27 protein-coding genes and 1 pseudogene are annotated in these 23,763 nt (G+C 62.7%); 21 read left to right on the forward strand and 7 right to left on the reverse strand.

Annotated features, from left to right (window positions below; all coding sequences use genetic code 11):
• Nucleotides 1-15: 15 nt before the first annotated feature.
• From BLU26_RS13965 to BLU26_RS13990, 6 genes are read left to right on the forward strand one after another with little or no spacing between them, the layout of a single operon-like run.
• The gene (locus BLU26_RS13965) at nt 16-774 is read left to right on the forward strand and encodes a DUF3450 domain-containing protein (protein ID WP_092287497.1); all 759 of its coding nucleotides are present in this window, start codon (nt 16-18) and stop codon (nt 772-774) included.
• A complete protein-coding gene (locus BLU26_RS13970) occupies nt 771-2,123 on the forward strand; it encodes a MotA/TolQ/ExbB proton channel family protein (protein WP_092287498.1) in 1,353 nt (450 codons plus the stop codon). Before BLU26_RS13965 ends, BLU26_RS13970 begins: the two co-directional genes overlap by 4 nt.
• The gene (locus tag BLU26_RS13975; RefSeq protein WP_231701952.1) at nt 2,116-2,631 is read left to right on the forward strand and encodes a MotA/TolQ/ExbB proton channel family protein; all 516 of its coding nucleotides are present in this window, start codon (nt 2,116-2,118) and stop codon (nt 2,629-2,631) included. Before BLU26_RS13970 ends, BLU26_RS13975 begins: the two co-directional genes overlap by 8 nt.
• An 11-nt stretch (nt 2,632-2,642) precedes the next feature.
• Complete coding sequence (locus BLU26_RS13980; protein WP_092287500.1) at nt 2,643-3,056, forward strand: ExbD/TolR family protein; 414 nt, start codon at nt 2,643-2,645, stop codon at nt 3,054-3,056.
• Complete coding sequence (locus tag BLU26_RS13985; protein ID WP_092287501.1) at nt 3,056-3,745, forward strand: energy transducer TonB; 690 nt, start codon at nt 3,056-3,058, stop codon at nt 3,743-3,745. Before BLU26_RS13980 ends, BLU26_RS13985 begins: the two co-directional genes overlap by 1 nt.
• The gene (locus tag BLU26_RS13990) at nt 3,742-4,815 is read left to right on the forward strand and encodes a tetratricopeptide repeat protein (RefSeq protein ID WP_092287502.1); all 1,074 of its coding nucleotides are present in this window, start codon (nt 3,742-3,744) and stop codon (nt 4,813-4,815) included. The genes BLU26_RS13985 and BLU26_RS13990 overlap by 4 nt, the downstream gene beginning before the upstream one ends.
• 112 nt (nt 4,816-4,927) lie before the next feature.
• Here BLU26_RS13990 and BLU26_RS13995 read toward each other — a convergent pair whose 3' ends face one another.
• The 7 genes from BLU26_RS13995 to BLU26_RS14025 all read right to left on the reverse strand — a co-directional run bounded on the left by BLU26_RS13995 (nt 4,928) and on the right by BLU26_RS14025 (nt 10,828).
• A complete protein-coding gene (locus BLU26_RS13995) occupies nt 4,928-5,434 on the reverse strand; it encodes a DUF3299 domain-containing protein (protein WP_092288499.1) in 507 nt (168 codons plus the stop codon).
• A 36-nt stretch (nt 5,435-5,470) separates the two neighbouring features.
• On the reverse strand, nt 5,471-6,733 hold the full coding sequence (locus tag BLU26_RS14000) for an ABC transporter permease (RefSeq protein WP_092287503.1): 1,263 nt from the start codon (nt 6,731-6,733) through the stop codon (nt 5,471-5,473).
• Entirely contained in the window at nt 6,733-7,443 is a 711-nt protein-coding gene (locus tag BLU26_RS14005; protein WP_092287504.1) for an ATP-binding cassette domain-containing protein, read from the reverse strand. The genes BLU26_RS14000 and BLU26_RS14005 overlap by 1 nt, the downstream gene beginning before the upstream one ends.
• 39 nt (nt 7,444-7,482) lie before the next feature.
• The gene (locus BLU26_RS14010; RefSeq protein WP_092287505.1) at nt 7,483-8,076 is read right to left on the reverse strand and encodes a DUF2796 domain-containing protein; all 594 of its coding nucleotides are present in this window, start codon (nt 8,074-8,076) and stop codon (nt 7,483-7,485) included.
• Nucleotides 8,077-8,229: 153 nt separating this feature from the next.
• Nucleotides 8,230-9,114 (reverse strand): thioredoxin, encoded by an 885-nt coding sequence (trxA, locus tag BLU26_RS14015; protein ID WP_092287506.1) that lies wholly within the window; start codon nt 9,112-9,114, stop codon nt 8,230-8,232.
• A 77-nt stretch (nt 9,115-9,191) separates the two neighbouring features.
• Nucleotides 9,192-9,860 (reverse strand): class I SAM-dependent methyltransferase, encoded by a 669-nt coding sequence (locus tag BLU26_RS14020; RefSeq protein WP_092287507.1) that lies wholly within the window; start codon nt 9,858-9,860, stop codon nt 9,192-9,194.
• Between the two features lie 62 nt (nt 9,861-9,922).
• Nucleotides 9,923-10,828, reverse strand: coding sequence for a LysR family transcriptional regulator (locus BLU26_RS14025; RefSeq protein WP_092287508.1), 906 nt, complete (start codon nt 10,826-10,828; stop codon nt 9,923-9,925).
• A gap of 130 nt (nt 10,829-10,958) precedes the next feature.
• Between BLU26_RS14025 and BLU26_RS14030 the strand changes: the two genes are divergently transcribed.
• From BLU26_RS14030 to BLU26_RS14100, 15 genes and pseudogenes are all read left to right on the forward strand, one after another.
• Nucleotides 10,959-11,960 (forward strand): NAD(P)H-dependent flavin oxidoreductase, encoded by a 1,002-nt coding sequence (locus tag BLU26_RS14030; RefSeq protein WP_092287509.1) that lies wholly within the window; start codon nt 10,959-10,961, stop codon nt 11,958-11,960.
• Complete coding sequence (locus BLU26_RS14035) at nt 11,957-13,441, forward strand: AMP-binding protein (RefSeq protein ID WP_092287510.1); 1,485 nt, start codon at nt 11,957-11,959, stop codon at nt 13,439-13,441. Before BLU26_RS14030 ends, BLU26_RS14035 begins: the two co-directional genes overlap by 4 nt.
• Before the next feature lie 125 nt (nt 13,442-13,566).
• Nucleotides 13,567-14,040 carry a transcriptional regulator NrdR gene (nrdR, locus tag BLU26_RS14040; RefSeq protein WP_092287511.1) on the forward strand — a complete coding sequence of 158 codons (474 nt, stop codon included), beginning with the start codon at nt 13,567-13,569 and terminating at the stop codon, nt 14,038-14,040.
• A complete protein-coding gene (gene ribD, locus BLU26_RS14045) occupies nt 14,033-15,163 on the forward strand; it encodes a bifunctional diaminohydroxyphosphoribosylaminopyrimidine deaminase/5-amino-6-(5-phosphoribosylamino)uracil reductase RibD (protein WP_172830660.1) in 1,131 nt (376 codons plus the stop codon). The genes nrdR and ribD overlap by 8 nt, the downstream gene beginning before the upstream one ends.
• Nucleotides 15,164-15,175: 12 nt before the next feature.
• On the forward strand, nt 15,176-16,432 hold the full coding sequence (nhaD, locus tag BLU26_RS14050) for a sodium:proton antiporter NhaD (RefSeq protein ID WP_092287512.1): 1,257 nt from the start codon (nt 15,176-15,178) through the stop codon (nt 16,430-16,432).
• 28 nt (nt 16,433-16,460) lie between these two features.
• Nucleotides 16,461-17,123, forward strand: a complete 663-nt coding sequence (locus BLU26_RS14055; RefSeq protein ID WP_092287513.1) for a riboflavin synthase — start codon at nt 16,461-16,463, stop codon at nt 17,121-17,123.
• A gap of 23 nt (nt 17,124-17,146) precedes the next feature.
• On the forward strand, nt 17,147-18,241 hold the full coding sequence (ribBA, locus tag BLU26_RS14060; protein ID WP_092287514.1) for a bifunctional 3,4-dihydroxy-2-butanone-4-phosphate synthase/GTP cyclohydrolase II: 1,095 nt from the start codon (nt 17,147-17,149) through the stop codon (nt 18,239-18,241).
• A gap of 62 nt (nt 18,242-18,303) precedes the next feature.
• Entirely contained in the window at nt 18,304-18,777 is a 474-nt protein-coding gene (gene ribH, locus BLU26_RS14065; RefSeq protein ID WP_092287515.1) for a 6,7-dimethyl-8-ribityllumazine synthase, read from the forward strand.
• Nucleotides 18,778-19,254, forward strand: coding sequence for a transcription antitermination factor NusB (gene nusB / locus BLU26_RS14070; RefSeq protein ID WP_092287516.1), 477 nt, complete (start codon nt 18,778-18,780; stop codon nt 19,252-19,254). It begins immediately after the preceding gene.
• A 33-nt stretch (nt 19,255-19,287) separates the two neighbouring features.
• A pseudogene (thiL, locus tag BLU26_RS14075) lies at nt 19,288-20,276 on the forward strand (thiamine-phosphate kinase).
• Nucleotides 20,269-20,763 carry a phosphatidylglycerophosphatase A family protein gene (locus tag BLU26_RS14080; RefSeq protein ID WP_092287517.1) on the forward strand — a complete coding sequence of 165 codons (495 nt, stop codon included), beginning with the start codon at nt 20,269-20,271 and terminating at the stop codon, nt 20,761-20,763. The pseudogene thiL and the gene BLU26_RS14080 overlap by 8 nt, the downstream one beginning before the upstream one ends.
• A 47-nt stretch (nt 20,764-20,810) precedes the next feature.
• Nucleotides 20,811-21,470: a retropepsin-like aspartic protease family protein gene (locus BLU26_RS14085; RefSeq protein WP_092287518.1), complete on the forward strand. Its 660-nt coding sequence runs from the start codon at nt 20,811-20,813 to the stop codon at nt 21,468-21,470.
• Nucleotides 21,471-21,581: 111 nt separating this feature from the next.
• A complete protein-coding gene (gene ribA, locus BLU26_RS14090; protein WP_092287519.1) occupies nt 21,582-22,205 on the forward strand; it encodes a GTP cyclohydrolase II in 624 nt (207 codons plus the stop codon).
• Nucleotides 22,198-22,623, forward strand: coding sequence for a hypothetical protein (locus BLU26_RS14095; RefSeq protein WP_092287520.1), 426 nt, complete (start codon nt 22,198-22,200; stop codon nt 22,621-22,623). Before ribA ends, BLU26_RS14095 begins: the two co-directional genes overlap by 8 nt.
• Entirely contained in the window at nt 22,624-23,457 is an 834-nt protein-coding gene (locus BLU26_RS14100) for a cobalamin-binding protein (protein ID WP_092287521.1), read from the forward strand. It abuts the gene before it with no gap.
• Nucleotides 23,458-23,763 lie beyond the last annotated feature (306 nt).

The raw sequence follows: 23,763 nt of genomic DNA on the forward strand, positions 1-23,763 counted from the left end.
TTGGGGAGAATGTGAATGAAAGCAGTTTGGCTAACGGCATTGTTGAGCCTGCCATTGGTAGCGCAGGCGCAATCGGTGCAGCAGGCGCAGCAGCAAAGCAGTGAGCTGACTGCTGCCGCGGTGGCGTCGCAGCAGCGGATTGATCAACTGGACGACGCTACACGCAGCGCGCTGGAGACCTACCGGCAGGCCAATCAGCAGATCAGCCAGTTGGGCGAATACAACAGTCGCATGGAGCAGGTGGTGGCGCAGCAGCAACAGGAGCTGACTAGCCTGCAGGAGCAGTTGGGCGGCATTGAACACACCCAGGCCGAGATGCGCCCGCTGATTCGGCGCATGGTCGAGTCACTGGAGCAGTTTATCGCCGTTGATCTGCCGTTCCTGCCCGAAGAGCGCGAGGATCGAGTCGCGCGCTTGCAGGACCTGTTGGTGGATCCTGAGGTCAGTATCGCCGAGCTCTACCGCCGGGTGCTTGAGGCGTACCAGATCGAGAGCGACTATGGCCGCACGCTGGAAGCCTGGCGTGGCGAGCTGGTCCAGGGTGACGACGCGCGAGTCGTCGAGTTTCTACGCGTGGGACGCCTGATGCTGTTTTACCAAACGCTGGATGGCCAGGAGCAGGGTTACTGGGACAGCGCAACGCGCAGCTGGCAGCCGCTGCCCAGCGGGTATCGCCGCACGCTGGATCAGGGGTTGGCGATTGCCCGCACTGAACAGATGCCGGTGATGTTGCGCTTGCCGCTGCCTGCGGTCAGCCAGGAGGTGACGCCATGAAGCGCCTATGGATAGGATGTTTGTTGATGACGCTGCTGCCGCTTGGGCAAGTGCAGGCGCAGGCGCCAAGTAAACAGGATCTGCTGCGCAGCATTCGTGAAACCCGTAGCGCGGAAGAGGCGCAAATGCGCGCCCGTGAGCAGGCCTTCGTGCAAGAGCAAGGTCGGCAGCAACAGCGCATGGCCGCGGCGGTGCGCGAGCGGGATCAGCTGCAGGCCAGCGCTGATGCGCTGGATGCCCGCTTCAAACAGCAAAGTGAAGCCCTGGCGGCGGTCAAGGCCGAGCTGAGCGAGCGCAGTGGCAACCTCGGCGAATTGTTCGGTGTGGTGCGTCAGGGTGCCGGCGATACTCGCAGTCAGTGGCAGGACTCGCTGCTCAACAGCCGCTTTCCGGAGCGATTGAAAGAGCTGGATGCATTGGCGCAAAGCCAGCGTATTCCTCAGGTAGAGCAGTTGGAACAGTTCTGGTATCGCCTGCAGCAGGACATGACCGCCAGCGGCGAGATCAGCCGCTATGAGGCCCCGGTGGTGGACCGCCACGGCCAGACACGCGCACAACAGGTGGTCAGCGTGGGACCTTTTGTGGCGCTGAGCGAGCAGCAATATCTGAGCTATCAGCCGGACAGCCAGCAACTGGTCAGCCTCGAGCGCCAGCCAGATGGGACGGGTTTGATCGCTGATTTTGTCGGCCCGCGTGAGGCGCTGGCTGACCTCTGGCTGGACCCTTCGCGCGGCAGCGTGCTTGACCAGCTGCAACGCAAGCCGCAGCTGCTTGAGCGGGTAATGCAGGGCGGTATTGTTGGTTACGTGATCATTGTGCTGGGGGTGTTGGGAATCCTGCTGGCGCTGGTGTGTCTGTTCTGGCTGCAGGGCGTGCAGCGCCGGGTTGACCGTCAGGCTGCCGATCTCGACAACCTGCAGGCCAACAACCCCCTGGGCCGGGTTCTCAGTGTCATCGGCAGCCACCCGCGGCTGGAAGAGCTGGATACCCTGGAGCTCAAGCTGGATGAGGCCATCCTCAAGGAAACGCCCGCGCTGGAGCGGTGGCAGGGGTTGATCAAGCTACTGGCGGCGGTGGCACCCTTGCTCGGTCTATTGGGTACCGTGACCGGCATGATCGCCACCTTCCAGGCGATCACCCAATACGGCACCGGTGACCCCAAACTCATGGCCGATGGCATCTCGCAGGCACTGGTGACCACGGTGCTGGGTCTGGTAGCGGCCATTCCGCTGCTGTTCATGCACAGCCTGGTGGGGGCGCGCAGCAAGGCGCTAATTCAACTGCTGGAGCAGCAGAGTGCCGGGCTGATCGCCCTTCATCTGGGTGGCGGAGACAAGCCGCGTGATTGACGCTTTCTGGCATCTGCGGAGTTTTCTCGACAGCGGCGGCTGGGTGCTCTGGAGCATCCTGCTGGCCACGGTGCTGTTGTGGACGCTGATGCTGGAGCGCCTGTGGTTTTTGGCGCGCGTGTTTCCGGCCGAGGCCAAGGGCTATCAACAAGCCTGGCTGGGGCGTGGTGAACGCCGCAGTCTGGCCGCGCGGCACATCCGGGGGGCCTGGCTGTCGCAGGCGCAGCAGCGGCTTAACCGCTATCTGCCGATGGTGCGTGTGCTGATCGCGCTGTGTCCGCTGTTGGGGTTGCTCGGTACGGTAAGCGGCATGATTCAGGTGTTCGACGTCATGGCCCTGAGTGGCAACGGCAACCCGCGGGCGATGGCCGCTGGCGTGTCGCGCGCTACCGTGCCGACCATGGCCGGCATGGTCATCGCCATCAGTGGATTATTTTGTCTGGCGCGGCTCGATCAGCAGTCGCGTCGGGCCCTGCAGCGGTTGTCCGACCGCCTGCGTCACGAATAGGAAGTTACCCCATGCGGATGCGCAGACACCACAGTACGGCGGATGACGAAGCCGGTATCGACCTGACGCCGATGCTGGATATCGTGTTCATCATGCTGATCTTCTTCATTGTCACCAGCTCCTTCATCAAGGAGTCGGGTATTACGGTTGAGCGGCCCTCTGCCGCCAGCGCGGCCGAGCAGCCCAAGGGCAATATTCTGATTGCGGTCAGCGCCGACGGCGAAATCTGGATCGACCGCAAACAGGTGGACATTCGCGCCGTGCGGGCCGCGGTCGAGCGGATGCGGGTGGATCAGCCCGACAGCACAGTCGTTGTGCAGGCCGACAAGGACGCCCGCAGCGGTCTTGTTATCCGCGTGATGGATCAGGCCAAGTTGGCGGGTGTTGAGGCGGTGGCGCTGGCCGCGACGGCGGAAAGCCGCTGATGCGATTGCTGCTGAGCTTTATCGGCGCTGTGCTGGTGGCGCTGGCGCTGTTCACCCTGATGGTGCTGCTGATCATGCCACCAACGGACGACCCGCAGGCGCCGCAGGAGCTGCTGCGCATAGGTGTAGTGCGCAGTGTCAGTGATACGGCCAGCGAAGATCCGAGCCAGCAGTTGCAGCGCCCGGAGCGTCCCGAGCCACCCGAACCGGTCACCGAGCTCCAGGTGGATGCGCCCACTGCGCAGCAAATGCCCGATCTGCAGCTACAGATAGAAGTGCCGCAGTTGCAGAACGCGCTAAGCCTGAGCGTTGCTCCGGCGCAGAGTGATTTGCGCCCGGCGCCGGCTGCACCCGCTCCTGCGCCTGCGCCCAGTCCGGCTGCTGCCGCGCCTCCGCCCGGCAGCGCCGAAGAAGTGACGCCACTGGTAGATATTCCCCCCAATTACCCGCGCCGGGCCCAGTCTGCTGGAATCGAAGGCGAAGTGACCCTGCGCTTTACCATCACCCCGGACGGCAAGGTAGAGAATCTGCGGGTGATTGCCGCTGAGCCGCCCGGCGTGTTCGAGCGTGAGGCCCGCCGAGCGGTCAGCCGCTGGCGCTTTTCACCGCGGCGGGAAAACGGTCGCGCGGTGGCGCGCGACGCCACCAAAACGCTGTACTTCCGCATGGAAAAGGGGCGACGCAGATGAGGCGCCTATTGCTGATGTTGTGTCTGCTGGCGCCGCTGGTGCAGGCGCAGCAAATTGATCCCAAGGTGTTCATGGCACTGGAGAGCGCGCGTACGGCGCAGCAGGCAGGCAACCTCAGCGCCGCGCAGCGCGCGCTGGATGACGCCCTGAAAAGCACCAGTGCGGGCTCGCTGGAGCAAGCCCTGGTGCAGCAGCGGCTCGGGTATCTGGCGATTGAGCGCGAAGATTACGCCGCCGCGGTGCGTTGGCTGCAGCAGGGGTTGGCGCAGGCACAGTTGAGCGCCGAGGCAACGCAACAGGATCGCCGTAATCTGGCGCAATTGCTGGTGCAGCAGGCGCGTTATCAGGAGGCGGTAACCCTGCTGGAAGCCGAAGGGGTGGGCAACTTGCCGCTGGCGACCCGCCGTCTGCTGGTGCAGGCCTACCGTGAGCTCAAGCAATACCGTAAGGCAATCCCGCTGGCCGAGCAGATCGTGCGGGCCAACCCGGCGGCGGATGATGTCTGGTATCAGTTGCTCGCGGGCATGAACTATGAGCTGCAGCGCTATGGCGACGCCATCGAGTGGTTGCAGGTGCTGGTGCGCCGTGCCCCGCAGAGCAGCGCCAACTGGCGTCAGTTGGCGAGCATGCAAAGCATGGCTGGCCAGCAGACCGAGGCCGCCGCGACCTTGCGCTTGGCGCACGAAGCCGGCGTCGGTTTGCGCAAGAGCGATCTGGATAACCTGGTCGCCCTGCACGCGCAGGCCGGTGCGCCCTGGCAGGCTGCCCGTTTGCTGGACGCGCTGATCGAGCAGCAGCTATTGCCGGCAGACCGCGAACATCAGTTGCGGCTAGCGCAGCTGTGGCAGGCTTCGCGTGATCGCGAGCAGGCGTTGCAAGCCTGGCAGCAGTTGGCGCGGCAAAGTGGTGATACGCGCTACTGGCTGCAGGTAGCTTTTCTGCAGTATCAGCAGAACGACTGGGCCGCGATGCAGACGACGCTGGGGCAGTTCCGGCCCGCTAACGCTGAACAGCGGCGCCAGGTGCAATCGCTGCGTAACGCCGCTGCTGCGGCCCAGGCCGGGCTCTGATCTTGCCGCGATAATGTGTTGGGCGTGGGGGCTGGCGCTTTGGTCGAGGGCCAGTTGGCAATGCTGGACGTGGCCCGTTACTCGGCAAGGCAAGTGCGGCGGGCGGTTCCGTTCAGTACTCGAAAATCTCAATCTGGCTGGCGCTGAGGCGGTAGCCGGCGCTGGCCAGTTCACTGTCGCTTTGCTCGACGTGCAGGGTGCCGGTCACCCAGATCGGGATGTAGGCCGCATCCAGCGCGACCCCGTCTTCACTCTGTACCAGCACAATCTGGTTGGACGGCGGCGGCGGTACGTGAATGCAGGCGCCAAAATACGGCACCAGCAGAAACTCGGTTACACGGTTATCGTCACTTAGCGTCAGCGGCACTATGTAACCGGGCAATTTCACCTCCTGACCATCCAGCTCGGGCACCGTTGGCGCCTGCGGCTGCTGCTGTTCGATGACCGAGCTGTTGTTGCCGGTGGCGTCCTCGCTGAGCACGTCTGCCAATTGCGACAGGTCGTGCATCGGCTGCGGCATGCCGAATTGATTGGCGCTGCCCGGGGGGATCAATGCTTCCCAGCTAAGCTCGCGGGCCGCCTGCGCGGCGGAGCTGCCGAGCAGCAGGGCGGACAGCATGAAAACAGGTATCAGGGCGCGCACGGGATTACATCCTCAGGTCTTGATCGACAGGCCATCTACCAGCGCCAGGCGATAAGCGCGCCAGGCTGGGATACAGGCCAGTAACAGGCTGGCCAACAAGATGGTTGCCAAGAGTTTCAGTTCCGCCGGGCTGGGCCAGGCAAAGGGCATGAACAGGCCGTACTCTTGCTCAAGTACTGGCCTTGCCAGCCCGAGGCCAATGTACAGCAAGCCGAGGCCGAGCAATATACCCGCGGCAGCCAGGGCCATGGCCTCGAGTACCAGCAGGCTGAAAATATGCCAGGGTTTGGCGCCAACGGAGCGCAATATGGCCATTTCCCGGCGGCGCTCGTTCAGGCTGCCAAGGATGGCACTGAGCATGCCGACGAGGCCTGTCAGCACCACGCAGGCAGACACCAGCAGCAGCGCTTTTTCTGCCACGCTGAGCAGGCTCCACAGCTCCTGCAGTGCGACGCCCGGCATGATCGCCAGCAGCGGCTCGCCACTGAACTGGTTGACCTGGCGTTGCACCGCAAAGGTGTCGATGCGTCGGTTCAGCCCCACTAGCATGGCGGTGATGGCTTTGGGAGTGAGATCCAGCTCGCGTGCCTGCGCGGCGCTGACGTGGCCGGCGCCGCGCGCCGGCATGCCCTGTTGCCAGTCGACGTGCAGCGCTTCAATACCTTGCAGGCTAACGTGAATGGTGCGGTCAACCGGCGTGCCGGTCTTGGCCAGGATGCCACTGACGCGAAAGGGTTTGTCGGCATGCTCGACAAAGCTCACCGCCCCGGCGCCGTGCGCCAGCACCAGCTCGGTCCCAACCTGATAACCCAGTTCACGCGCGATGTCGGCGCCAATCACTGCGTCGTAAAGATCGTCGAAGGGCTTGCCCTGGGCGAAGCTCAGGGGGATGTCGCGGCCGAAACGAAAATGCGTGAAATAGCTCTGATCGGTGCCCATGACGCGGAAGCCGCGGTGCGAATCGCCCAGTGAAATGGGGATAGCCCACTTCACCTGGGGCAGCGTGCTGATGTCGTTGTAGCTGTCCCAGCGGATATTGTTGGTGGCGTTGCCGATGCGAAATACCGAGTACAGCAGTAACTGCACCGAGCCGGAGCGCGCGCCGACGATCAGGTCGGTACCGCTGATGGTGCTGGCAAAGCTGGCGCGGGCCTCGCTGCGCACCCGCTCGACGCTCAGCAGCAGGGTGACGCTGAGGGCAACCACCAGCACCGTGAGCAGGGCGGTGACACGGCGGTTGTTGAGGCTCTGCAGAGCCAGGCGCAGCAGATACATCACAAGCCCTCCAGATGCGTGGCGCGGTTCAGCTCGGGCAGCGCCAGGCTGCGATCGAACAGCGGCGCCAGTGCGGTGTCGTGACTGACAAACAGCAGGCTGCTACCGGCTTCGCTGCACTCGGCAAACAGCAGCTGCAGGAAGGCCTCGCGGCTGTCGGCATCCAGTGCCGAGGTGGGCTCGTCGGCGATCACCAGCTCCGGGTTGCCGATCAGCGCCCGGGCAGCGGCAACCCGTTGTTGCTGGCCGATGGACAGGGCGGTGGCCGGGCGACGCAGCAAGGCCGGATCGCTCAGCCCCAGCCCGTTCAGCAAGTGTGCGGCCGCTGCCTCCAGGCTGCCGTGGCGCTGGAGCGCACGGTCTTTGCGGCGCGCCGAAAAGCGGCACGGCAGTAATACGTTGTCCTGCACCGAGAGGTAGGGCAGCAGGTTGAACATCTGGAAAATGTAACCGGTGTGCTCGGCACGAAAACGATCGCGCTGGCGTGCCGAGAGGCTGGCGAGCGATTGTCCCAGCAAGGTGACCTCGCCCTGCTGGGGCAGGTGCACGCCGCCGAGCAGGCCGAGCAGGGTTGTCTTGCCGCTGCCCGAAGGGCCTTTCAGAAACAGCCGCTCACCGGCCTGCAATCGAAAATGCACAATATCGAGCAGCACCGGCTGCTGCGGCCAGGCGAAGCGCAGCTCATTGAGCTCTAGCAGGGGGCTGGTCATCGTACTGAAAGTCCTCGGGCGTGGGGTCGGTTCAGGATATCAGTCGAACTGCACTGTGGCGCGCTCGGCAGTCAATTCGGCCCCCATCTGGCCCTTGGGGGTGATGCCTTGAAGGTTGATACGTTCCAGACCGGGATAGACGGCAAACAGTGGCAGCTCCAGGTGAGTGAGCTGGTCCGGCTCGGCGCAGTTGAAGGTATAGCTCGCCTCGATATCAGCGTGATGATGCGCAGGCTCTTCGTCGTGGTCGTGCGCGCCGTCGTGGTCATGATCCTCATGCTCATGCTCCGCGTCGTGCTGGGTGGCGAACAGCGGGCTGTCGAGGTCGGCCGAAGCCAGGGTGCAATCGGCAGCTGCCGGGAAGCGGAACAGCTGGTCTGCCTGCTGCAGTTGCGCTTGCACCGCCTTGACCTTGGCAATGTCGTCTGGCGAATGGGCGGCATGCTCAAAGCCGAGCAAGTTCATGGCGGGGCTGTCCAGCTCCAGCTGCACCTGAGCGCCTTCGATCGCCAGATTGAGGCTGGCAACACCGTGCTCATGAGCTCCCAGGCTGGCGTGCTCATCGTGTTCGTAGGCCAGCGCATGGAGGCTGAGTGGCAGGGCAATACTGAGAGTAAGCAGTTGGCGACGCATGGATAGGATCCTTGGGTGAGGGGTAGCGGCTGCCATAATGTTATCTTATTTCATTTTTGTAAAGGGCCGATCTGCCGAGCGCGGCGGCCTGCTGGGCTGGTTGCTGTTGGGGGCAGGTGAGTGGGCGAGCGGCGGCTGCCGCTCGCATCGGGATCAATACAGCGCCTGATACAGCTTGCGGCGATACTGGATGCTTAGCGGGTTGCCGGCGCCGAGCAGATCAAACACCTGCATCAGGGTTTTCTGGGCGATGCCGTCGGCATAACTGCGGTCGCTTTGCATCAGCGCCAACAGCCCGCCCATGGCAGTGTCGTACTCCTGCCGGCCAAGACTGATGATCGCCAGCTGGTAAGCCGCTTCGCTGTCGCTAGGGTCTTTGGCCAGGCGGTGGGTGAGCAGTTCGGCCGGGGGTAACTCGGCGGCCTGGCGCTGGAACACCAGGCGGGTGCGCAACTCGGTGATCGCCTGTTTGTGTGCATCGGGTTTGCTGATGGCGCCCAGCACCTGTTCGGCATCGTCCAGCTCGCCGGTTTCCGCCAGCGCACGAGCCAGCAACAGCAGCAGGGCGTCGCTCGATTGCTCGGCAATCGCCTGTTGCAACACCGTGATGGCCTCGGCGGCGGCCCCGGAGGCCAGCAGCTCGGTGGCATGGGCCGCCGGGTCCATTGGCTGGGAGGGTGCGGCTGCGGTCTCTGGCATGGCGCCAATGTGCGGGACCAGCAACTCGCGAATCGCGCTTTCCGGCTGAATGCCGGCAAAGCCTTCTACCGGCTGGCCGTCCTTGAACAGCACCACGGTGGGCAGACTGCGGATGCCAAAGCGCTCGCTCAGGGCCGCTTCTTCATCGCAATTGACCTTGGCCAGCAGCAGCTCGCCGGCGTAGCTGTCGGCAATGGCGGTGAGCGTCGGCAGCAGAGCCTTGCACGGCGCGCACCAGTCGGCCCAGAAGTCGACCAGAACCGGCTTGTGGAAAGAATTTTCGAGCACGTAACGATCGAAGGTGTCGGTGGTGACATCAAACAGGTAGGGCGATGACATGGCGATTCCGATACAAGGGTGGCAAGGCGCTGCGGCCTTTGGTCTGGCAGTCTTTATAGGGCGGGTGCGGGGCTAGATCAAGTAGTGCCGAGTGCTGCGCCGGCGGCATAGAGGCTGACCTGGCGAAACTCCAGCGGCTCGCCAAGGTCCGGCCAGGTGCGCCCGGGTAATATCTGCTGGCGCTGGTAGGGCGGATGGTTCAGTTCGCGCACGCGTGAATCGGCGATGAGGACGGCATCGGCGCGTTTGGCAAAGTGGTCGAGAAATGGTCGGTTCTCGGCATCGTAAAGCACATCGGCGGCGATGATCAGATCCAGCGGGCCACTCACTGCAAAATAGTCGGCGGCGATCGCCAGCTGCATGTCGTTGAGTTTGGCGTTCAGTGCGCAGGCCAGCTGCGCGGGTTGGTCCAAGTCGCAGGCAATCACGCTCTCAGCGCCGGCCAGCTTGCAGGCCAGGGCGACTACGCCGGAGCCGGCACCAAAATCCAGCACCCGCAGGCCGCGCACCTGGTGCGGGTTGTCGAGTATCCAGCGCGCCAGCGCCAAACCGCTGCCCCAGCAAAAGCCCCAGTAAGGAGGATGTTCCAGCAGGCGACGGGTTTCTTCGTTGTCGAAAGCGCGGTCCAGATTCGCCGGGTCGAGCAGCCAGAGCTCCAGCTCTTCCAGTCCGGGCAGGCGCGCTGGCAGCAGTTGCGCGTCGCTCAGCACCTTGTTCAGTTCGGCGTTCAGGGCAGCAAGGGTCATGGGGTGGTCCACAGTGGTCTCGGCGGCATTGTAACGTCGGTGACGGTCTGTCGGCAGCCCCGTCAGACCGGTAACTCGCTGCGCAGTCGGCTGTGCAGAAACTCGATCAAGGTGCGGGTGGCCAGCGTGGGATAGAGGTTGGGTGCGGTCAGCAGGTACAACTGGTCGCCCCAGGCGCTGACCCGCACGCGCTGGTCGAGCAGCAGGCGTATCAGCTCGCCACTGTCGAGTTCCTGCTGCACGCTGTACAGCGGCAGCAGGGCGCATCCAATGCCGGCCAGTGCCGCGCGCTTGAGGAACAGCATGTCTTCGGTTTGCAGGCGCGGGCGCAGCGTCAGCGTGCGGGTCTGGCGGCCGTCGAACAGTTCCAGCGGCAGGCGCTGCTCGGGCAGGTTGACGCTGACCATATCAAGTTGCAGTAGATCGTCCGGCTGCTGCGGCGTGCCGTGCTGCTGCAGATAGGCAGGGCTGGCGCATAGCGCCCAGTCGACCGGCCCCAGGTCACGCGCCACCAGCGTATCGGGCGGGGTGGAGGTCACGCGAATGGCGACATCGATCTCCGCGGCGACCAGGTCGAAGATACGGTTGCTGAAGGTCAGTTGCAGGCTAACCTCTGGGTAGAGCGCGGCGAACTCCAGCAGCAAAGGTCCGACCACCTGCTGGCCCAGGGCAACCGGTACGCTGAGGCGAATATGCCCGCGCAGGTTCTGGCCAAGATCGTCAACGGTGGCCTGCAGGGCGGCGAGCTCCTGACTGATGCGCGCAGCGTGCTCGTAGAGTGCCCAGCCGATCTGCGTGGGTTCTACTCTACGCGTGGTACGCCGAAACAGCTGTACCTGCATGCTCTGCTCCAGTGCCTTGAGTCGCCGGCTGACATGCGAGCGTGAGGTACCCAGGCGTCGCGCGGCACTGCTCATGCTGCCGGCCTCTACCACGGCGCTGAGAAACTGCAGGGTTTTTATATCCACTGATTGTTGCCTATTTGTAAACAGTTTGGGCTTGCTGGCGGGTATTGTAGATCAATTGGTCGGCTTCTATAGTCCAAGCACTCGAACATTCTGGTGCTGTCATCGCACGACTTATCCAAGGAGAACAACAATGAGTCTTCCCAGCGTTCTGCAGAATTCACTCAAACTGCCGGTTATCTGCTCCCCTCTGTTCATCATCTCCAACCCTGATCTGGTGATTGCCCAGTGCAAGGCCGGCGTGGTCGGCTCCTTTCCGGCGCTCAATGCACGGCCGGCGGAAGAGCTGGAGGTTTGGCTCAAGCGTATTACCAGTGAGCTGGCCGACTATCAGGCGGCCAACCCGGATGCGGTGGTGGCGCCCTTCGCGGTGAACCAGATCGTGCACAGCAGCAACGATCGCCTGCAGCACGATGTGGAAATGTGCGTGAAGTACAAGGTGCCGATCATTATTACCAGCCTGCGCGCGCCTAACGAGGTGGTCGGCCCGATTCACAGCTACGGCGGCCTGGTGTTCCATGATGTGATCAACGTCAAACACGCCAAGAAGGCCATCGAGGCCGGGGTAGATGGCCTGATTCTGGTCTGTGCTGGCGCCGGTGGTCATGCCGGACAGCTCAGCCCGTTTGCCCTGGTGTCGGAGATTCGCGCTTTCTACGATGGCCCTATTATCCTCTCCGGCTCAATCGCCAAGGGCGAGCAAATTCTTGCCGCGCAGGCTATGGGCGCCGACCTGGCCTACATGGGCACGCGGTTTATTGCTACCCACGAAGCCAATGCCGATCAGGCCTACAAGCAGATGCTGGTAGATACCACTGCCGATGACATCGTCTACAGCAACCTGTTTACCGGCGTGCACGGCAACTACCTCAAACCCAGTATTCAGAATGCCGGCATGGACCCGAATGCGCTGCCCGAAGGCGACAAGAGCAGCATGAAGTTTGGCTCCGGTGGCAGTAACAAAAGCAAAGCCTGGCGCGATATCTGGGGCGCAGGGCAGGGCGTAGGCAGTATCGGCGCTATTACCTCCACCGCCGAAGCGGTCATGCAGTTGGAGCAGGAATACGCTGCCGCGCGGGCGCGGATGCAGCAGATCGCCAGCCCCTATGTTGGCAAGACCGGTGACAAGGCATGACGGCGCGCCTGATTTGCGGGGAGCTTGACCGCAGCGGTGATCAGGTAGCCCAACGTGCACTGCAGCTGGCGGGCGGTTTGGCCCGGTTGGGGGTCGAAGACGGCGATGTGATTGCCGTGATGCTGCGTAACGGGCCGGCTTTTATCGATGCGATCCAGAGTTGTCAGACCGCCGGCTGTTTCTATTGCCCGGTCAACTGGCACTTCAAGGCTGATGAAGTCGCCTTCCTGCTGCAGGATTCGGCGGCCAAGGTGTTTCTGGTCGAGGCCGATCTGCTCGACGCGCTGGCCGGTGCTATTCCCGAGGGCGTGGTGGTGCTGGTGAATGGCGTTGAGGCAGGTTTGACCGCTGGCCGGTTGCCCTATGAGCCCTGGCTGGCCGAGCAGGCACCCTACGCCGGTGAACCACGCACCCCACGCGCGCACATGGCCTACACCTCAGGCACTACCGGGCGGCCCAAGGGCGTCAAACGGCTGGCACCGGCGCCGGAAGAGCGTGAGGCCATGGCGGCGGCCATGCGGGGGTTGTCGCGTGCGGCCTGGGGTATTGAGCCCGGCGTGCGGACGTTGGTATCGGCGCCGTTGTACCACAGCGCCCCCAGCTCCTTTGCCCAGCAGTCGATTCTGCAGGCCGAGTTGATGGTCGTGATGCCGCGTTTTGATGCCGAGCAGACATTGGCGCTGATCGAGCAATACCGCATCGACACGGTTTTTCTGGTGCCCATCATGTACGTGCGGCTACTGCGCCTGCCGGCGGAGACAAGAGCCAAGTACGATTTGTCGTCGGTGCGCTTTGTTGCGTCTACCGGCGCGCCCTGCGCACCGGACGTGAAGCTGGCAATGCTCGATTGGTGGGGACCGGTGATCTTTGAGACCTACGCCTCCAGTGAAACCGGCATGATCACTATCCAAGACCCGGCCTCGGCACGGCGCAAGCCGGGCAGTGTTGGCTTGCCGATTGGCGACACCCGCATCCGCATTGTCGATGAGCAGGGCAATGACTGTCCGGTGGGCGAGCCCGGCGTGATCTACGTACGTCAGCCCGCGGTGCCGGACTTTACCTACCTGAACAACGAGGGCGCGCGGGAGAAGGCCGGACTGGACGATCTGGCGACCGTGGGTGATATCGGCTACTTGGACGAGGAAGGTTACCTGTACGTTTGCGATCGCAAGTCGGACATGGTGATTTCCGGTGGCGTGAATATTTATCCGGCCGAGATCGAGCATGTGTTGATCACCCTGCCTGGGGTCATCGATTGCGCGGTGGTGGGTATGCCTGATGCCGAGTACGGCGAGTCCCTGATGGCGGTGGTCGCTGCGCCAGCGGGGCTGCTCAGCGCAGAGCAGGTGCAGCAGTTCGTGCGCGAGCGTCTGGCCGGCTACAAGGTGCCGCGCCGGGTGGAGCTGATCGAGGCGCTGCCGCGCGATGACAACGGCAAGGTGGCCAAACGTCGGCTACGCGAACGCTTTGTTGCATCTTGAGCCCGAAAGCCCGGGATATCTGCCTTCCCGCCGGCTTTTTGGTTTGGAAATGTAAGGATACATTTTTATCGCGGCCTACAAGAGAGTAAGATGTAGGCCGCTTTTATCCTTCCAGGAAATCTTACATGCATTGTCCATTCTGTGGCGCCAATGACACCAAGGTGATCGACTCTCGCCTCGTGGCGGAGGGTGACCAGGTGCGCCGCCGCCGCGAATGCCTTGCCTGTCAGGAACGCTTTACCACCTTCGAGACCGCCGAACTGGTCTTGCCCCGCGTGATCAAGCAGGACGGCCGCCGCCAGCCCTTTGATGAAGACAAGCTGCGTGCCGGTTTCCAGCGCGCGCTGGAAAAGCGCCCGGTCAGCGTCGAGCAGATCGAAGCCGCGATTGGCCACATCAAGCACCGCCTGCGCGCCACCGGCGAGCGTGAGGTCAAGGCCATGGTGGTGGGCGAGATGGTGATGCGCGAGCTCAAGCAACTGGACGAAGTCGCCTACATCCGCTTTGCCTCCGTCTACCGCCGTTTTCAGGATCTGAACCAGTTCCGCGAAGAAATCGAACGGCTGTCGCGCCGCGAGCAGGACGATGCCGATGCCTGAGAGGAGCAGCATTGACCGCGAGTGGATGAGCCGTGCGCTGGAGCTGGCCGCACGCGACCTCTACACCACCGAACCCAATCCGCGCGTGGGTTGTGTGCTGGTGCAGGGCGACGCTCTGGTCGGTGAGGGCTGGCACGTGCAAGCTGGCGAAGGCCATGCTGAGGTCAACGCGCTGGCACAGGCCGGCGAGCGAGCCCGTGGCGCCACCGCCTACGTCACCCTGGAACCCTGCAGCCACACCGGCAAGACACCGCCCTGCGCCGATGCGCTGATCAAGGCCGGCGTCAGCCGCGTGGTGGCGGCCATGCAGGACCCCAACCCGCTGGTTGCGGGCCAGGGTCTGCAGCGTCTGCGCGACGCCGGCATCGCCGTCGATTGCGGTCTGCTCGAAGCGCAGGCGCAGGCGCTGAATCCGGGTTTTATCAAGCGCATGCAGCAGGGCTTGCCCTGGGTGCGAGTCAAGCTGGCGATGAGTTTGGATGGCCGCACCGCGATGGCCAGCGGCGAGAGCAAATGGATTACCGGCCCTGCCGCGCGGGCCGATGTGCAGCGCCTGCGCGCGCGCAGCGGCGCGGTGATCAGCGGCGCCGATAGCGTGTTGCTGGACGACTCGGCGCTGACCGTGCGGGCCAGCGAACTGGGCTTGCCCGACGATGAAGCGGCCGCCGCCGTGCAGCGCCAGCCGCTGCGCGTATTGATCGACAGCCTGCGGCGCGTGCCGCTGGAGCAACGTTTTTTCCGCGAGACCGGCCCCACCTTGGTGATCAGCACCAGTGCCGAGCAGGCCGCGGAGTCCTATCAGGCTATTGGCAGCGAACTGCTGGCACTGCCCGGTGACGACGGCAAGGTGGATCTGACCACCGTGCTGCGCACCCTGGCCGAGCGTGGCTGCAACGAGGTGCTGGTCGAAGCCGGCGCTGCGCTGTCGGGTGCTTTCTGGCGTGCCGGTCTGGTAGATGAACTGATTGTGTATATGGCGCCGCGCCTGCTGGGAAGCCAGGCGCGCCCCCTGATGCAGCTCCCCTTCGAGAGCATGAGCGAGGCGATGGACGTCGCCGTTTCCGATATGCGAGCCATAGGCCAGGATTGGCGCATCACCGCACGCCCGATTTTCCCTTCCTGAGAGTGTTAAACAATGCAAAGCAGCGTACAGCTACTGCTATTGGTGATGGCAATCATCGCCTTTTTGGGCGTGGTTCTTGAAGAAGTCATCCATGTAAACAAGGCCAAGGTGGTGCTGCTGTTCGGCGCACTGTCGTGGGTGGTGCTGTTTATAGCGGCGCCCGACGAGGCCATGCGCGTGCGAGTGCAGGAGGCGCTGAACGAGAACATTACCGACATCGCCAGCCTTTGGCTGTTCCTGTTGGCGACCATGACCTTTGTGGCCTACCTGAACAAGAAGGGCCTGATCGAAAACATCATTTACCGGATTTTGCCGGGGCGAATTACCGAGCGAAAACTGCTGTTTCTCACCGGTATTTTCTGTTTTGTTTTCTCCTCGATCGCCGACAACATTACCGCCACCCTGGTGTCGGTGGCGCTGGTACTGAGCCTCAATCTGGAGCTGCGCAAGATGTTGCGCTTTGCCACTTTGGTGGTGTTTGCGGTGAACTCCGGCGGCGTGGCGATGATTACCGGCGACGTGACCACCCTGATGATCTTCATGGCCGACAAGGTCGAGATCACCAACCTGCTGCTGCTCAGCGCGCCGGCCCTGCTGGCGGTATTGCTGCTGGCGGCGTTGCTGTCGGTGGGTCTGAACAGTGAAGTGGTGATTGAAAAGAACGCGCTGCACGAGTTGCGCGGGGTCGATAAGCTGATCGGCGCGCTCTTCCTGCTGACCATTCTCGCCACCATTCTGCTCAGCCTGTTCTTCGCCATCCCGCCGGTACTGACCTTCCTGACCGGCCTGGCCAGCATGTTTTTGCTGGCGCGCTTCTTCAACGAAGATATTGATAACGATCCGATTCTGGAATACATCCGCGTCATCGAATTCGAGACGCTGCTGTTCTTTCTCGGCGTACTGTTGCTGGTGGGCATGCTGCAGTTCATCGGCACTTTGCAGAGCCTGACCTCGCTGTATGACATCATGCCGAGCCTGCTGGCCAACTTCCTGATGGGCATGCTTTCGGCGCTGATTGATAACGTGCCGCTGACCGCTGCGCTGCTCAAGGCCGACCTGCAGATGAGCGTCGCCGAGTGGATGGGGCTGACCTATGCTGTCGGTGTGGGCGGTTCCCTGCTTATAATTGGCTCCGCTGCCGGCATCGTTGCCATGAGCAAGATGCCCGGCCTCACATTCATTACCTACCTGCGCAGCTTTGGCCTCCTGTTGATGGCCTTTGCTTTCGGCTTTATCGCCGTCTACGGGTTGGGGCTGCTGGTCGCCTGACCGGCACTGAACAAGCAAGAGGCAGTTTATGTTTACCGGCATCATCGAAGCGGTTGGCCAGATTCAGAGCATGCAGCCCAGTGGTGGCGATGTGCGTCTGTATGTGAAAACCGGCAAGCTCGATCTGGGCGACGTCAAGTTGGGTGACAGCATAGCGGTCAACGGCGTTTGTCTGACCGCGGTCGAGTTACCCGGCGACGGCTTCTGGGCTGATGTCAGCCAGGAGACCATCCGCCGCACCGCCCTGTCGCGGCTCAAGCCGGGCAGTCGGGTCAACCTGGAAAAGGCGCTGACGCCGACCACGCGGCTGGGCGGTCACCTGGTCAGTGGCCATGTGGATGGCGTCGGCAAGGTGCTGTCGATGCAGGAGGATGCGCGTTCCTGGCATTTTCGCATCGAGGCGCCGGCAGAACTGGCCAAATACATCGCCGAGAAAGGCTCGATCACCGTCGACGGCACCAGCTTGACCGTCAACGCCGTGGAGGGCGCGGTCTTCCACCTGAACATAGTGCCGCACACCCTGCAGGAAACCATCATGGGCGACTATGCCAACGGCAGCCCGGTCAATCTTGAAGTTGACCTGATCGCCCGTTATCTCGAGCGCCTGCTGCTCGGTGAGAAGGCCGCAGAGCCGACCGCCACGGGTATCAGCATGGCCTTTCTGGCCGAGAACGGTTTTCTGAAATCCTGATTAACCAGCCCCTGGAGGGCCGGATGAAACTGAACAGCATTGAAGAACTGATTGAAGACATTCGCGCCGGCAAGATGGTCATCCTCATGGATGACGAGGACCGCGAGAATGAAGGCGACCTGATCATGGCCGCCGAGGCCTGTCAGGCCGAGCACATCAACTTCATGGCCCGTTATGGCCGCGGCCTGATCTGTATGCCGATGAGTCTGGAGCATTGCGAGCGCCTCAAGCTGCCCTTGATGGTGCAGCGCAATGGCTCGGGCTTTGGTACCAAGTTCACCGTCTCCATTGAGGCCGCCGAAGGCGTTACCACCGGTATCTCCGCGGCTGACCGTGCACGCACTGTGCAGGCGGCGGCAGCGCCGAATGCGGTTGCCGAGGACATCGTCAGCCCCGGTCACATTTTCCCGCTGATGGCCCAGCCCGGCGGCGTGCTGGCGCGGGCCGGCCACACCGAGGCGTCCTGCGACCTGTCGCGCATGGGCGGTTTTGGCGAGTCGGCGGTGATTTGCGAGATCATGAATGACGACGGCAGCATGTCGCGTCGGCCCGATCTGGAAAACTTTGCCAAGCAACACGATCTGAAGATCGGCACCATTGCCGACCTGATTCATTACCGCCTGCTCAATGAGCGCACCGTCGAGCGCGCCGAAGAAAAGCAGCTGAAGAGCGAGCTGGGTGAATTCCGCCTGGTTGCCTACCGCGACCGCACCGACGATGTGGTGCACATGGCGCTGACGCTGGGCGATATTCAGCCGGAAGAGCCAACCCTGGTGCGGGTACACAACGTCGACCCGCTGCGCGACCTGTTTCTGGTCCCGGAAGGCGGCCGTTGGAGCCTGCAGGACGCCATGCGTCGGGTGGCTGCGGAAGGCCGTGGCGTGGTGCTGCTGCTGGGTAATCAGGTCGACAGCGAATCGCTGCTGGCGCATGTCAGCAACCTCGGTGAAGGCAAAGCGGCGCCGCGCCGCCCTTCGACCTACAATACCGTAGGGGCCGGTTCACAGATTCTGCGTGACCTGGGCGTGCGCAAGATGCGCCTGCTGTCTGCGCCGATGAAGTTCAATGCCATATCCGGCTTTGATCTGGAAGTAGTAGAATACCTGCCCTGCGAATAAACGCATTGATTCACGACAGCGCCTGAGCGCGCTGCCGGTTCTTTAATTGAGAGAGAGTGCCCATGACTATCCGTACCATCGAAGGCGATTTTGTAACTGGCCAAGGCCGCTATGCACTGGTTGTTGGCCGGTTCAACAGCTTTGTCGTCGAGAGCTTGGTCGAGGGCGCCGTAGACTCACTCAAGCGTCACGGCGTGAAAGAGTCCGATATCACCATCGTCCGCGTGCCGGGCGCCTTTGAAATCCCGCTGATGGTCAAAAAGGTCGCTGACCTGAAAAAGTACGACGCCATCATCACCCTGGGCGCGGTTATCCGTGGCGGCACGCCGCACTTCGAGTATGTTGCCGGTGAATGCGTCAAGGGCGTGGGCTCGGTCTCGCTGGAATACGGTATTCCGGTTGCCTTCGGCGTACTGACCGTCGACAGCATCGAGCAGGCCATCGAGCGTTCTGGCACCAAGGCCGGCAACAAGGGCGCAGAAGCGGCCATGTCGGCCTATGAAATGGTCAGCGTGATCAAGCAGCTGGAGGCCTGAGTGGACAACCACGAGCAGCAACCCGCAGCGGCCGGTCGTCCCAAGGCGTCGGCGCGGCGCAAGGCGCGCAGTCTGGCGCTGCAAGCGCTGTACTCCTGGCATATGGCCGATCAGCCGTTGTCGGATATCGAAGCGCAGTTTCGCACCGACAACGACTTCAGCAAGGTCGACAGCGCCTATTTTCATGAGCTGCTGACCGGCGTGCCGCGCAATCTGGACGAGCTGGACAACCAGCTGGGTGCGGTGCTGGATCGCGATATCAAGGATCTGGACCCGATCGAGCTGGCTGTACTGCGCATTGGCGTGTACGAACTGCTCAAGCGTATCGATGTGCCGTATCGCGTGGTGATCAACGAAGCCATCGAGATGGCCAAATCGTTTGGCGCCACCGACGGTCACAAATACGTCAACGGCATCCTCGACAAGCTGGCACCCCGCTTGCGCAAGGCCGAGGTCAGCGCTGCGCGCAACCGGTAAGCCGTTATAGCGGTGGGAGAGGGCGGCATGGCACTGGATGAATTTGCGCTGATTGGCCGCTACTTTCGTACCGCAGAGCTGGAGCGTGCTGCCGATCCTTCGGCCATTGCGCTGGGCATCGGTGACGATGCCGCTCTATTGCAGCTGGCCGCCGACCAGCAACTGGTTATCTCTACCGATTCGTTGCTGGCCGGCGTGCACTTCCCTGAGCAGTATCCCCCGCCGAGCTCGGTTATCGAGCTCTGGCGGTGGCAGTCAGCGATCTGGCCGCCATGGCCGCTACCCCTCTTGCCTTTACCCTTGCCCTGAGTCTGCCCAAGGTAGACGAGCCCTGGTTGCAGGCGTTTTCCCGCGGCCTGTCGGTTGCCGCGCGTGACTTTGCGATCAACCTGATTGGTGGCGATACCACCCGTGGGCCGTTGAATCTGGGCGTTAGCGTGTTTGGGCAGGTGCCGCGCGGACAGGCACTGCGGCGCGACGGCGCGCGGGGTGGAGATTTGCTCTGCGTTGGCGGGCCGCTGGGCGATGGCGCCGCTGGTCTGGCCGTGGTGCAGCGCCGCGATGTACCAGCTGGGCTGCCGCTGGTCGGCCAGGATTATCTGCAGCAACGTTTCTGGCGACCACAGCCGCAGCTGGCGTTGGGGCAACTGCTGCGCGGCGTGGCAACCGCCGGCCTGGATGTATCCGATGGCCTGCTGGCCGATGCCGAGCATATCGCCAGGGCCAGCGGCGTAGCGCTGCATATTGATGCGGCGCGTCTGCCGGCCAGTGAGGCGCTGGTCAGTTGGCCCGAACGTCAGCAACTTGAGTGGATGCTGCGCGGTGGTGACGACTATGTGCTGCTGTTCACCCTGCCGCCAGCGGCAAAGCCGCGTATCGCCCAGTGGCGTGCAGCAGGGCATGCGGTCAGCGTGATCGGCAGCGTGCATGCGGGCGACGGTGTGCTGCTGGATGTCGGCAAGGGCTACGCCCCGCTCAGTGGCGAGCGTGGTTATCAACATTTCAGGAGTTCGGATGACTGATTCGCAGGAGCACGCCCCCGCCTCGGTATGGCGTAACCCCATTCACTTTCTGGCCTTCGGCTTTGGTAGCGGGGCCATGCCCAGGGCGCCCGGTACCTGGGGTACGCTGGCGGCGTTGCCCTTTGTGCTGCTTTGGCAGCAGCTGCCGCCCTGGGGCTACGAGACAGTCCTGGTGCTCAGCACCCTGGTGGGTATCTGGCTATGCCACAAAACCGCGGCGGATCTAGGCGTGCACGATCATGGCGGCATCGTCTGGGACGAGTTCGTCGGCCTGTGGATCGCAATGTGGCTGGCGCCAACTGGCTGGCTCTGGCTGTTGGCCGGTTTTCTGCTGTTCCGCCTGTTTGATATCTGGAAGCCCTGGCCTATTCGCTGGATTGATCACCATGTGGGCGGCGGGCTCGGCATCATGCTGGACGACATCATCGCCGGTTTCATGGCGCTGGCCGTGCTGTTGCTTGCCGAGTACCTATTGGCTATGGTCTAACGCGGTCTTCCGGCCGACAGTTCCGCACGCAGAAAAAGGATAATCGCATGCATAACACCCTCATCAAGCTGATCAACTCAGCCCTCTTGCCGCTGGCCTTGCTCGCCAGCGCCGCCTGGGCCGAGCCGGTGGTGCGCGTGGTTGGCCTGTTTGCCAATGCGGCGGTGGTGAATATCGATGGCCAGCGGCACATGCTGCGGGCAGGTAAGCCGGGGCCGCAGGGCGTAACGCTGATTTCGGCAAACAGCACGAGTGCGACCATCAGCATCAACGGTCAGCGGCGTCAGTACGGCCTGCAGCGCGAATACACCGAAGGCTTTGCCGAGCGCGACACCCAGCAGGTCAGCATTGCACGGGGCGAGGGCGGGCATTTCATTGCGCATGGCTCGATCAACGGCCATAACGTGCAGTTCATGGTGGATACCGGCGCCACCAGCGTGGCGATGAACGCCTTTCAGGCACGGCGCTTGGGCATCGACTTTCTGGTTACCGGTACCGAGGTGCGCGCCAATACCGCCAGTGCCAACGTCAAGGCGTATCGGGTCCAGCTCGACCGCGTCAAGGTCGGTGATATCGAACTGCGCGATGTGCAGGGGCTGGTGCTGGAGGGCGGTTTCCCGACGGATGTACTGCTGGGGATGAGCTGGCTCAGCCGGGTGCGCATGGATGATCAGGGCAGCACTCTGGTGCTGGAACGCAAGTACTAAACGGCACCGGTGCATTCACCGGGCTGATTCAGGCCTCTTGAACGTCGCCCGGGCGGCCTTCTCCTGCTAATATAGCTGCCCCTTTATGCAGCAGCTGTACAGGAGACCGGTGTGACAGTCACCTTTATTGCGTCATCCCAGCTACCCACCCAGTGGGGCACATTCACCATGCACGGCTTTCTCGAACAGGAGACCGGCAAGGAGCATGTGGTCCTGACCATGGGTAACGTAGCCGATGGCGAGCCGGTACTGGGCCGTTTGCACTCCGAGTGCCTGACCGGCGATGCGCTGTTCAGCCTGCGCTGCGATTGCGGCTTTCAGCTCGAAGCAGCGCTCGCTGCCATTGCCAAAGAAGGCCGCGGCGCGCTGCTGTACCTGCGTCAAGAAGGTCGCGGCATCGGCCTGATGAACAAGATCCGCGCCTATCACCTGCAAGATGGCGGCGCCGATACCGTCGAGGCCAACGAGCTGCTGGGTTTTGGTGCCGATCAGCGCGATTACGGCATCTGCAAACCGATGCTGGAACATCTGGGTATCACCAGCCTCAAGTTGCTCACCAACAACCCGCGCAAGGTCAAAGCCATGCAGGGCTTTGGGGTCGAGGTAGCGCAGCGGCTGCCACTGCAGTTTGGCAAGAACCCCCACAACAGCAAGTATCTGGCGACCAAGGCTGGCAAGCTTGGGCACATGCTGGGGCAGCTGCATCAAGCTGAAACCGAGCCTGACGATGTTTGACGCCAAGCCGCAGTGGCGCACCCTACGCACGGTCTGGCGCATGCAAAGCGCCAGTGCGCTGCTGATTCCCATCATTGTGGTCTGGGTTATGGGCGACTGGGATGGCGTGATTCAAGCCGCGGCCATTCCGCTGTTTACGCTGGCCATGGCTAGCCTGTTTGTCACCCTGTGGCGGTTTCGGCGCTACAAGCTGGCGCTGATTCACGCCGAGGCACTGGGCAACGACGAGGGCGCCAAGGCGGCCTGGTCGGTGCTGCACCGTGAACAGATGTTTGGCCTGCTGGCAGCGGAGCTGCCCGGTTTTATTGGCGTGATTCACTTCTTCTGCATCGGCGAGTGGATTCCACTGTTGTTGTTGGTGCTGGTCAGCCTCGGCGCCATGGCACTCTATCGCCCGCCGGCAGCCTGGGTTCAATAGATGCTGCCCAGGCGGCGGATCTGCCTGTGGGCAGCCTTGCTGGCCTGTTTATTTGCGCTGCCGGCTCAGGCTGCAGCGCAGCGCATTGTCAGTCTCGCTCCCTTTCTCACCGACATGGTGCAATTACTTGATGCCGGCGACCGTCTGGTCGGCGTGTTGGACGACGGCCAGCTCCCCCCCGAGTTGGCCCAAGTGCCGCGTGTGGGTGCCTACCAGACGTTGTCTGCCGAGAGCATAGTCGCGCAACGCCCGGACCTGGTGTTGGCCTGGACCTCCGGCAATTCACCGGCGTTGCTGCAGCGGTTGCGCAGCTGGCATATCCAGGTGGTCGAATTTGATCCGCAAAGCCTGGCGGATATTGCCAGCGCCACGCAGGCCCTCGGCGAGTTGCTCGGGCAGGATACGCAAGCCGAACAGGTACTGAGCGACTATCATCAGCAACTGCAAAGCCTGGCGCCGCCGGCCGGTCAGCGGCCGCAGCGGGTCTTTATCCAGTTGTGGGACAACCCGCTGTATACGGTCGCCGGCGGTCAGCTGGTCTCGGACGCCCTGCAACATTGCGGCGCGCAAAATGTGTTCGCCAAGCTGCCGGGGTTGGCGCCGCAGGTGGGCAGGGAAGGGGTACTGGCGGCCAACCCGGATATCATCATTGCCCTAGCCGATCAGGCCATTTCGGCCCAGCCCTGGCTGGATGACTGGCGACGTTTTCCGCAGCTCAAGGCGGTGGCCGATGAGCGTCTTTATGTGCTGGCCAGCGATCAACTGGTGCGTCCAACTCCCCGTGTGGTCGAAGGTGTGGCCAAGCTTTGTGCGCTGGTGACTGCTCCCCGCTGAGGGCGGTTACCGGTTTTTGAGTCTGCGTGAGGTTGGCAACTATTGGCGCAGCAACCACGCCGCCATCCTGCTAAAAGCGCCTGCAACCCCCGTGCTACGCTGCCTCCACCCCACTGCGCAATAACTTGCACAGCACTGCGCAACATCCTGCGCAACTTTGCGTGACCGAGATCACAAACGGCTTTTCGGCTGCCTGCCTGATCACTCCAATCGTTTGATTTAATTGCCCTTTTTATTCCTGGCACAGCTCTTGGTTGTACTGGGTCAACCGGATCAGCCGGTCACCCCATTTCAAGCAAGGAGAGC

Origin of the sequence: Halopseudomonas sabulinigri (assembly GCF_900105255.1) — a bacterium.
Taxonomy (GTDB): domain Bacteria; phylum Pseudomonadota; class Gammaproteobacteria; order Pseudomonadales; family Pseudomonadaceae; genus Halopseudomonas; species Halopseudomonas sabulinigri.